This window comes from bacterium, assembly GCA_019912885.1.
GTDB lineage: Bacteria > Lernaellota > Lernaellaia > JACKCT01 > JACKCT01 > JAIOHV01.
This window is the reverse complement of record JAIOHV010000216.1, coordinates 1-8,575: the sequence shown is the minus strand read 5'-3', so window position 1 is coordinate 8,575 and position 8,575 is coordinate 1. Positions and strand designations below refer to the sequence as shown.

Below are 8,575 nucleotides of genomic sequence, written 5' to 3'. Positions count from 1 at the left end.
ACCGACCGCGGACGACTGCTCATCACCGCCCTGCAAGCCACGCGCAACGCCAGCCTCAAACAGCTGCTACACGCCGCATAGCCGACGCCGACCGTAGCTTCTGCGACTCCCAACAAGAATTTTCGCTATAGTAGTTCAGGGCAAGCTCCGGTCACGGAGGAGACACGGAGGACACGGGGGATTTCCGGGACGTTGCCGCGTCAGTGCCGCAAATGGAGGCACGAAGCGCCGGAGTGCGCGGTCGCGTCCGCGCCGGCACATCGCATTCGAAGCAGGTGAGGACACCTGCGGTCCCGGGGAGCGGCCGCGTCGCGGAATGAGAGCCGGTGGTATTTGAGGGCGAGGCGGGACGAGATGCGTTTGGCCGAGCTGGCGCTCGGCGTTCCCGGGGGGAATCGCAGCATAAGCGGGCGGGCCGCCCGCGGTCCCAGTTCAGTCCTTGCCGCCGCCGTGCGCGGGCGAGACGAGGATCGGCGCGTAGGTGATGAGGTAGAGGATGAACGCCGCGGCCCAGAGCGCGCCGGCGGCGTCGATCATCATCAGGTATTTCGCCTTGAAAAGGTTCGCGCCGAACACGCGCACGAGCGCGGCGGCGGTGATGAGCGCGTACGCGGCGACGGTCGTTTTCGCGATGACGACGGGACGCCCGGAGTGCGCAAGCCCCACCCACGCCATCATGCCGAGGGTGAGCGAGCCCAGGGCACCGGCAGTGAGGGCGTGCGTCGCGGTGGTGGGCAACGCGCCGCCGAAAAGCGCGAACCATCCCCGCATCGCGAGGCCGACGACAAGCCACGCGTACGCGATGTGCAGGATGAACAACGCGGGCTTGCGCCACGCGCGGTGCCCCTGCCACGTGACCAGCCGCGCGAGGTTGATGCCCGCGGCGACAAACGCGGCGACGCCGACGGGGATGGGGCTCTTGATGAACGTAAGCAGCGGCAGCGCGGCGACCGAGAGGATCGCCGCCCAACCGAGAACGGGGCGCGGGGCAACGTCCACCTTCATGTGAAAGCGCGTGAAGTTCGGGACGATGCGCCCGGCGACGACGACGATGATGAGCACGACGAGCGCGACGCCGAGGATCGCCGTGCGTCGCGCGAGTCCCTCGATGCCGCGCGCGGCCGCGAAATGCGCGAGGAAGGCGAGAACGCTCATGAGGACGAGCCACGCGGCGAAGCCCAGGTCGCGCGGGCGCCTTGCGGCGAGGATCGGCCGCGCGATGACGACGGCGATGGCGAGGCCGAACGCGGCGTCGATCGCGGCGGGGACGATCCAGGGCAAAAGCCGCGAGACCGCATTCAGCACGCGGGCGGCGACCCACAGCGCGAAGAGCGCCGCGAGGAGAGGTCCACGCGCGGTTTCACGCCCGCCGGCCCAGTTGCGCACGGCCGTCAGCAAAAAGCCGGCGACGACGGCGAGCGTGTAGCCGAAAACCATTTCGTGACTGTGCCAGTCCACGGGGGCGAGGCGCGTTTTGGCGAGCAGCGGCGCGCCGCGGAACGCGCCGTTCCACACGAGCATGCCGATGGCGGCGAACGCGGCGCCGCCGAGGAAAAACGGGCGGAACCCGGTGCGCCAGATGGGCGCGTGCAGGGGGATGTCGGTGGGTTGCGTTGTCGAGAGTTTGATTGAGATGGGCTTCATGGGACCAATTGGGAATTGGGAATGGCGAATGGGGAATGCCATCGCAAGTAGCGCGGTGGCTGGCTGCGTTTCTATTTTCTCTTTCCTATTTCCTACTTCCTATTTCAATACTTGTTCCCCCAGCCGAGTTTGTCGCGGAGGATTTCGAAATAGCGCAGGCGCGGGCTGATGACCTTTTCGACGCGGCTTTTGGAGGCCACGACGGTGACGTGATCGCCCGGGTCGAGGGGGCCGATGGTGATGCCGTCCGCGGTGACCAGGACCTGTTTGGTGGAGCGGCCGAGCTCGACGCGCACCTCCCAGAACGACGGCAGGACGATGGGGCGAAAGGACAGGCTGTGCGCGCAGATGGGCGTGAGGATCGTCGCCTCGAGGCCGGGATAAACGATCGGCCCGCCGGCGGAGAGGTTGTAGGCGGTGGTGCCGGTGGGCGTGGCGAGGATGATGCCGTCGCCACGCACGCTCGTCATGCGTTCGCCCTTCACGGAGATGTCGAGCTCGATGACGCGGGCCTCGCGCACCTTGGAAAAGACGACCTCGTTGAGCGCGACGAACTCGGTGCGCGCGTTTTTCGTTTCGATGGCGCCCTTGAGCATCTGGCGCTCGCGGATCTCGTAGTCGCCGGCGATGACGCGGCGGACCGCGGCGTGGAGCTCGTCGATGGTCGTTTCGGTGAGGAATCCGAGGAGGCCGAAGTTGACGCCGAGGATCGGCACGGGGCGGTCGTGAAACATGCGGGCGGCGGCGAGAAACGATCCGTCGCCGCCGAGAACGACGACCAGCTCCGCGTCCTTGCGGATGTCGTCGGTCCCGATGCCGCCGGGGATGCCGTAATGCGTCTCGAGCTCCTCGTGGTAGAGGGGCGTCAGGCCCTCGGCACGCAGCCAGCCGATGAGCTCGCGCGCGGCGGCGCCGGCCTCGGGACGATCGCGGATGACGAAGATGGCGATGCGTTTCATCGAAATGGCAGATTAGACCGAAAGGCTGAAAGTCTGGAAGCCTGGAAGGTCGTCGCGGATCGCAAAATAGTCTGAAAGTCTGAAAGGTCATCGCGGATCGCAAACGCCGGTTCGCCGGTCAATTTTGTCCATTCGGTCCATCAGGTCCGTTTGATCCGTTCGGGTGACGAAACGAATCGCGAATCCTGTTAACGCGATCGCGGAATACGCGCCGCGACGTTGCGGAGCGTGCGGCGCCCTTTCATGCTGAGGTAACAGACGACCGCCCGAATGGCGGCGAAAGACAAGGAACAAGAAAGCAGTAAATTTTTTTCAGGAGGTTTCCATTATGTTGGGCTGGACGCTGGCGTTTTTCGTCATCGCGGTGATCGCGGCGATTCTTGGATTTTCCGGCATCGCGTCCGCGGCAGCGGGCATCGCCAAGATTCTCTTTTTCATCTTCCTCGTTTTGTTTGTGATTTCGCTGATCGCGGGCGCGGTTCGCGGCCGTCCGCCGGTGTAAACCAGGAACCGTCGATCGCGAAAGTCGTTCGTATCCAGACACACGCGAAGGGCTGCGGCCCTTCGTTTTTTTCCGCGCCGGAAAAGACGTAACGAGGTTAACGTTCATTCATGACACGATGAATTAATGTTTCGCCGTTTAGCGTTTTTTTCGGAGGCGAAATGCGCGTTTGGGTGCTTTTTCCGGTGTTGCTTGTTGCGATTGTTTCTCTTTTCGCCTGCGTCGATGAGCCGATCGACGGGGCCGGCGAGTCCCTTCCCGTTTCGGAGAACACGCTCGCGTTCGGTGCGAACGGCGTGACGCCGCTCGCGCGCGGGGAGTGGCGAGCGCCGGAGACGCTTCATGCCGCGCTGGACGAAGAGGGCTCGGCGTATCCGAAGGCGATCGACGCGAACCTCGCGGCCTCGCCGCAATGGACCTCGGAGAGCAACAGCGCGGGCGCGCTTTTCGGCTACAGCGTCGCGAGCGCGGGCGATATGAACAACGACGGATACGACGATGTGGTCATCGGCGCGCGGGAGTATAGCGGCGGGCTGCCGGGGACGGGACGCGTGTACGGTTTCTTTGGAGGCGCCGGCGGGCTGTCGGCGTCGCCCGCATGGGATGTCGTACTCACGCAAAGTTTCGCGTATTTGGGGCATTCGGTGTCAGGCGCGGGGGACGTGGACGGCGACGGATACGACGAGGTGATCGTCGGTGCGCCGAACTATAACAATGGGCTCGTCAGCGCGGGGCGAGCAACAGTTTTTTTTGACGATGCGGGTTTTCCGCTTTGGGACGAATTCGGCGATCAGGCGTTCGCCGCGTTCGGCACGTCGGTCGCCGGCGCGGGCGACATCAACGGCGATGGGTACGACGACATCATCGTCGGCGCGCCGCTTTCCAGCAACGGCCAGTCGAGCGAAGGCGCGACATACGTGTACCGGGGCGCGTCGTTCGGGATCATCCCCGGCCCGCACGCGATCCTCGAAATCAATGAGAGTTTCGCGGCGTTCGGCTCCTCGGTCGCCGGCGCCGGCGACGTGAACGGCGACGGTTACGACGACATCATCGTCGGCGCGCGTTTTTCCGGCAACGGCGAGTTTGGGGAGGGGCGCGCGTTCGTGTATCTCGGCGGGGCGATCGGCATCAACCCGACGTTCGCGTGGACCGGCGAGAGCGATATCCCCGACGGGGAATTCGGCGTGGCGGTCGCCGGCGCGGGCGATGTGAACGGCGACGGGTACGACGACGTGATCGTCGGATCCTACGGCTGGGACGACAGCCAGCGCGAGGCGCGGGCGAACCTCTATCACGGGCATGCCGGCGGCGTGGAGTCGTCGCCGTCGTGGATGGGCGCGAGCGGGCAGTTCAACGACGCCGTGATCGATGCGGCGGTTTCGGTGGGCGGCGCGGGGGACGTGAACGGGGACGGATACGACGATATCGTATTCGGCTCGATGCTCGACACCAACGGGCAATCCGATGAGGGCCGCGTGTGGCTGTTCCTGGGGAGCGGCGACGGCGTGGCCGACGCACCGGCGTGGAAAGCCGAGGGCGGCCAGGCGGGCGCGTATTTCGGCGCGGCGGCCTCGGGCGCGGGGGACGTGAACGGCGACGGCTACGCGGATGTCATCGCCGGCGCGCCGCGTTACGACAACGGGCAGAACGACGAGGGGCGCGCGTATGTCTGGCACGGCGCCGCCGACGACGGCAACGACACGTGCGCGACTCTCTCGGCGGTCGATGTGCCGGCGGCGCTCACGGCATCGACCGCCGGCTTCACGCACGGCTACATCCCGTGGTGCGTTCCGGGCTCGACGGCCAAGGACATCGTGTATTCGTTCGAGGGCGTCGCGGGCAACATGTATTTCGTGGATCTGCTCGGCGACCCGTCCTTCAACACGACGCTGTATGTGCGTTTCGGGGATTGCGTTTCCGGCACGCAGATCGGCTGCAACGACGACGCGGACGAGGTGTGGCATTCGCGGATCGAGTTCACCGCCGCGGGAAGCGGAACGTACTACGTTTTCGTCGACGGATTCGCGGCGGGGTCGGAGGGGTCGTTCTGGCTGACGATCACCTCTTCGACAACAACGACAACGACGACGACGACGACCACAACCACGACCACGACCACCACGACGACGACTACTTCGACGTCGACTTCGACGAGCACTTCGACTTCGACCACGACTCAGCCGACGACCACGACGACGAGCCCATCGACGAGCACGACGTCTCCAACGACAACGACGACGACAGCGGGAACGACGACATCGACCACGCAGCCGACGACAAGCACAACGTCTCCAACGACAACGACGACGACGGCGGGAACGACGACATCGACCACCAGCACGACGACGACCACCACGACGGCCGGTTCGACGACGACCACCACGATCCGGGGCGACGATGACGATGCGGCCGACGACGATGCCTTGGACGACGATTCGAGTGATGACGACGCGCAAGACGATGACGCAGGTGACGATGACGCGACCGGCGAAGATGACGATGACAATGACGACGGTTGCGGGTGCGGGTGTTGATTCAGGCTGCAGGCCACTGCAACAATTGAGGGGCTCCGCCTTCCGGCGGGGCCTTTTTCGTCGGGCGCGGAGCGCGGAATCGGTATCGCGGGGAACGCATCGACGTACACCCTTCGGCTTCACTCAGGGCAAGCTCCGGGCGCGGAGGAGACACGGAGAACACAGGGGAATTCGCGGAATTCGGGGAATTCGGGTTTGAATCGCAACGTCGGGCGCGGGGCACGGGCGAGACCCGCTCCCTGACGGCCGCGGTATGACGTCCCATCGCCAATCCGGCCGCGTGGTGACAATGTTAAACATCTTCATGAAGGCGTCGGGCCGCCCTGGCCCGCAAAGGATCGTCCATGGCAATGCGTCGTCGAACGTGGGTTATGGTTGTTCAGGCGGCTATGTTCGTGGTCAGTGCGTTCGTCATGGTTGCGTGGTCGCTGTGCCCCGGATCGGGGAGCGGCGACGACGACGATGACGACCTTCAGACCGGCGAACCGTGTGACGACGTGGCCGACTGCGAGGATTCTTTGATGTGCATCAACGGCACCTGCCGCCAGCTCGCCGAAGAAGGCGAGGACTGCGCCTCCGATGCGGAATGCGTGGGCGACCTGATCTGCCTGAACGATACCTGCCGCGATGTCTGCGATGCGGTGACGGCGGGAGACGGGAGCGACGGCGCCTTCTGTCGCGAGGACGGCGATTGCGTTTCGGAGTACTGCGACAACCGCCATCGCACACAGAGTTCCTGCCAGTGCCTGGGTTGTTACCCGGGGTTGTTCTGGGAAAACGACCAACTCGATGGAAAGCGTTTCAACGGCCAATACATGTGCTACTCGTACGCCACGTCCTACTGCGAGGGGCCGTTCCCCGAAATTTTCGAGATCAAGCAACACGGCATCGCGGTGACGATGACGGAAATCGGCGGCGGCATCACGTACACGGGCCCGATCTGCGACGGCGTCGTCAGCGTGACGGGCTGGCCGGACGACGAGTCGTACGTCGAAACGGGCGCGGTCGAGTTTTTCGCCCACAACGAATACGAAAAGCGGACGCAGTACTGGAATTCCGGCGTGCCGGAAGGCGATCCGGACGGGATCTGCTTCGGCACGGGCGGCGTGCAGCCGAACCCGGCGCCCGATATTCCCGAAAGCGAAAATCCCTGCCCCTAGGACCGATGGCGCCGCGCGGCATGGAATCGCGGATCCTGTTTACGCAATCGCCGAATACGCTGCGACATTGCTGAGCGCGCCGCGCCTTCAATCGCAGGACGCTCGCGCGCTTACGCTAGCCACACATCACTCGTCCCTCGTCACACCGTTTGCGTCCTCACGAATTAACCCGCTTTGACGCGGCGGTGTCTTGACGCAGCCGGGCGGCATTGATAGTAAGTGCGTACTCACTTATCGCCCCCGGTGTCGGGGGCCGGGGCGATCGTTCGTTCGGGGGGAGATTTCATGGGCCGGCCGCGCCATGTCAGCGACGAAACCATCCTGAAGATCGCGCGCGATTGCTTTCGCGAGGGCGGTCCCGCCGTCAGCACGGAGGCGATCGCCGAGCGCGCCAACATCAGCCAGGCGGCGCTTTTCAAGCGATTCCACAGCAAAGACGAGTTGATGTTCGCCGCGCTGTTCCCGCCCCAGGAGCCGTCGTGGCTCGCGCTCCTTGAGTCCGGGCCGGATGCGCGGCCGATCCGGGCGCAACTTCGCGAGATCGGCCGGGCGTTTGACCGCTACTTCGAGGAATACGTGCCGAATTTCGCGGTGCTGCGGGCGTGCGGCGCGCTGGCGCACCCGCCGTCCCGGCGGTCCATCCCGCCGGCGATGCTGGCGCACCGCGCGCTGACGTTGTGGTTTCGGCGCGCGGCGGCGCGCGGCCTCGTATCGGGGCGGCGGACGCAAACGCTCGCCATGATGTTCCTTGGCGCGTTCCAGAGCCGGGCGATGGCGCAGCACTTCACCGGCGGCGCGCTCGCGCTGCCCAGGGCGGATGCGTACGTCGCGTCGGTGGTGGACGCGCTTTGCGACGGCATCGAGCCGGCGGCGGCGAAAGGAGGCCGGCGATGAGAACCCTCGTTGCGGCCGCGGCGCTTGCCGCGATGTCGGCGCTGGCGACGCCGGCGGCCTTCGCGCAAACGGCCGAATTGAACGACGCGGCCGCGGAATCGGCGGACGTATCGGCGCCGCGCGAGGCGTGGTGGACGGTGATGAACGACCCGACGCTCGATCGGCTGGTGCGCGAGGCGCTCGCGAAAAATCCCGGCCTTGCCGCCGCGCGCGACGCGGTGCGCGAACAACGCGCCACGGCGTCGGCCGCGCTTTCGCCGGCGCTTCCGTCCGTGAGCGTCGATCTTGCCGCGACGCGGACGGATGTCGATCCGGAGGGCGAGCGCGAATCGTTCGCCGGCGCGTCGGGCGCAAGCGGCGCCGCGGCGGCGAGCGCGTTTTCGTCGTCGGTGCCGTATTCCACGGAGTCGGGCTCGGCGTATCTTGCCGCGCGCTGGAACGTGGACGTCTTCGGAAGCACCATCCGGAATTCCGCGGCGCTCGGGCGCGCGGCCGACGCGGCGCTCGAGACGCGCGACGAGCGCGCGGCGTCAACGGCGCTTGCCGTCGCGCTGGCGTGGTACGACCTGTTGGCCGCGCGGATGCAGGCGGGCGCGATCGAAACGCAAATCACCGCCAACGAGCAGATGCTCGAACTGGTGCAGCTTCGCTTCGAGCGGGCGGCGGGTACGGGGCTCGACGTGTTGCAGCAACGCCAGCAGCTTGCCGCGACGGCGACGCAACGGCCCGCGGCGCGCGCGCGCGTGGTGGAAGCGGAGGCGGTCCTCGTGGAGCTTTTGGGCGGAGCGATCGACCACGCGCCAGGGGCCGACGCGCTGCCCGAACCGCCGCCCGCCCCGGAATACGGCGCGCCGGACGATCTTCTCGACAATCGCCCGGACC

General features: G+C 66.1%; 7 protein-coding genes. 5 read left to right on the top strand and 2 right to left on the bottom strand.

Annotation, left to right across the window (positions count from 1 at the left end):
• Window positions 1-432: 432 nt before the first annotated feature.
• Both K8I61_19210 and K8I61_19205 read right to left on the bottom strand, forming a co-directional pair.
• Window positions 433-1,644 (bottom strand): NnrS family protein, encoded by a 1,212-nt coding sequence (locus K8I61_19210; GenBank protein ID MBZ0274177.1) that lies wholly within the window; start codon window positions 1,642-1,644, stop codon window positions 433-435.
• Window positions 1,645-1,748: 104 nt separating this feature from the next.
• Window positions 1,749-2,603 carry an NAD(+)/NADH kinase gene (locus tag K8I61_19205; protein ID MBZ0274176.1) on the bottom strand — a complete coding sequence of 285 codons (855 nt, stop codon included), beginning with the start codon at window positions 2,601-2,603 and terminating at the stop codon, window positions 1,749-1,751.
• Window positions 2,604-2,931: 328 nt separating this feature from the next.
• Between K8I61_19205 and K8I61_19200 the strand changes: the two genes are divergently transcribed.
• The 5 genes from K8I61_19200 to K8I61_19180 form a co-directional block, all read left to right on the top strand.
• A complete protein-coding gene (locus tag K8I61_19200) occupies window positions 2,932-3,105 on the top strand; it encodes a DUF1328 domain-containing protein (GenBank protein ID MBZ0274175.1) in 174 nt (57 codons plus the stop codon).
• A gap of 161 nt (window positions 3,106-3,266) precedes the next feature.
• Window positions 3,267-5,639, top strand: a complete 2,373-nt coding sequence (locus tag K8I61_19195; protein ID MBZ0274174.1) for an FG-GAP-like repeat-containing protein — start codon at window positions 3,267-3,269, stop codon at window positions 5,637-5,639.
• A gap of 395 nt (window positions 5,640-6,034) precedes the next feature.
• The gene (locus K8I61_19190; GenBank protein MBZ0274173.1) at window positions 6,035-6,799 is read left to right on the top strand and encodes a hypothetical protein; all 765 of its coding nucleotides are present in this window, start codon (window positions 6,035-6,037) and stop codon (window positions 6,797-6,799) included.
• Between the two features lie 285 nt (window positions 6,800-7,084).
• The gene (locus K8I61_19185; GenBank protein ID MBZ0274172.1) at window positions 7,085-7,693 is read left to right on the top strand and encodes a TetR/AcrR family transcriptional regulator; all 609 of its coding nucleotides are present in this window, start codon (window positions 7,085-7,087) and stop codon (window positions 7,691-7,693) included.
• Window positions 7,690-8,575, top strand: an 886-nt coding sequence (locus K8I61_19180) for a TolC family protein (GenBank protein ID MBZ0274171.1), incomplete at its 3' end; no start/stop codon positions are given. The genes K8I61_19185 and K8I61_19180, both read left to right, overlap by 4 nt.

Bases quoted from the DNA above. Each gene is read 5' to 3' on its own strand.
- K8I61_19210 (MBZ0274177.1), bottom strand. From the start codon at position 1,644: ATGAAGCCCATCTCAATCAAACTCTCGACAACGCAACCCACCGACATC.
- K8I61_19205 (MBZ0274176.1), bottom strand. From the start codon at position 2,603: ATGAAACGCATCGCCATCTTCGTCATCCGCGATCGTCCCGAGGCCGGC.
- K8I61_19200 (MBZ0274175.1), top strand. From the start codon at position 2,932: ATGTTGGGCTGGACGCTGGCGTTTTTCGTCATCGCGGTGATCGCGGCG.
- K8I61_19195 (MBZ0274174.1), top strand. From the start codon at position 3,267: ATGCGCGTTTGGGTGCTTTTTCCGGTGTTGCTTGTTGCGATTGTTTCT.
- K8I61_19185 (MBZ0274172.1), top strand. From the start codon at position 7,085: ATGGGCCGGCCGCGCCATGTCAGCGACGAAACCATCCTGAAGATCGCG.